The following is a 986-nucleotide window of genomic DNA, read 5'->3' on the forward strand; positions in this document are numbered from 1 at the left end:
CTTGGCATCGGGCGCTGTTCGTTGAGCGATCGAGCATTGAAGAGGCAGCTGGTACTTGACCTTAACGGCCTGATCCGTATACTACGTCGCGTGTTCCGAGATGTTCCCCGATAGCTCAGTTGGTAGAGCAAATGACTGTTAATCATTGGGTCGCAGGTTCGAGTCCTGCTCGGGGAGCCACACGGCTCTAACCCCCTTGGGACACAACAGGTAAGCGATTCCCCGATAGCTCAGTTGGTAGAGCAAATGACTGTTAATCATTGGGTCGCAGGTTCGAGTCCTGCTCGGGGAGCCATCCCTTCGCTGCCTGCCTCGTAACATCGTTCGTCATTCCCCGATAGCTCAGTTGGTAGAGCAAATGACTGTTAATCATTGGGTCGCAGGTTCGAGTCCTGCTCGGGGAGCCATCGCGTTCGTTAGCTACTTTATACCTTCCTTCTGGTGAGCTGCGTTGCTGGCTGGCATGGTCGCGTCTTTTCTACAGCATGGCGATGTGGCGGTTTTTGATCTATCTTTCTTCTCTCGTCCCTTGCACTGCGCTCAAGAAAGCCGTAAAGTACGCATCCGCTGCTGCCGACGGGCATACGTTGGTAGCGGTGAAGAGAGGTGCAAGCAGTTGGTTTTGTTGGGTTTTTCTTGTCGGTTCGATAGGAAAAGCGATTGACAGAGCCGCCGGAAACGGTAGAATGCACCTCGCTCGAACGGCGCGTCGCAAGACGCACGAGCGTGGCTCTAGGGAATCGGTGTAATCGGTTCTGCAGTGAGCGCCACGGCTTGACAAACTGCGCCGTTTCAGTAGAATACGCCTTCCTCGCCGGGCGCCGGCCGACACTCAGGGGTTAACCTTGAGGTCACGGCAACAGCGAGACGCTCCCACCCCTAGCCGGGTTCGGAGCCGCTCTTTAACAATCGATCAGGTAATTCATGTGGGCGCTTGTCGATGACGAGGTGATCAGTCACCACATCATCAAGGCAAGCGACTCGTC

At 55.3% G+C, this 986-nt stretch carries 3 tRNA genes; all 3 read left to right on the forward strand.

Annotated elements, in window-relative coordinates:
* Window positions 1–104 precede the first annotated feature (104 nt).
* Window positions 105–180, forward strand: a tRNA-Asn gene (locus IEI94_RS21460).
* 39 nt (window positions 181–219) lie between these two features.
* Window positions 220–295 (forward strand) — tRNA-Asn (locus tag IEI94_RS21465).
* Between the two features lie 36 nt (window positions 296–331).
* Window positions 332–407: transfer RNA gene (locus IEI94_RS21470), tRNA-Asn, on the forward strand.
* Window positions 408–986 lie beyond the last annotated feature (579 nt).

This window comes from Halomonas sp. ML-15 (genome assembly GCF_014779595.1).
Classification (GTDB): Bacteria; Pseudomonadota; Gammaproteobacteria; order Pseudomonadales; family Halomonadaceae; genus Franzmannia.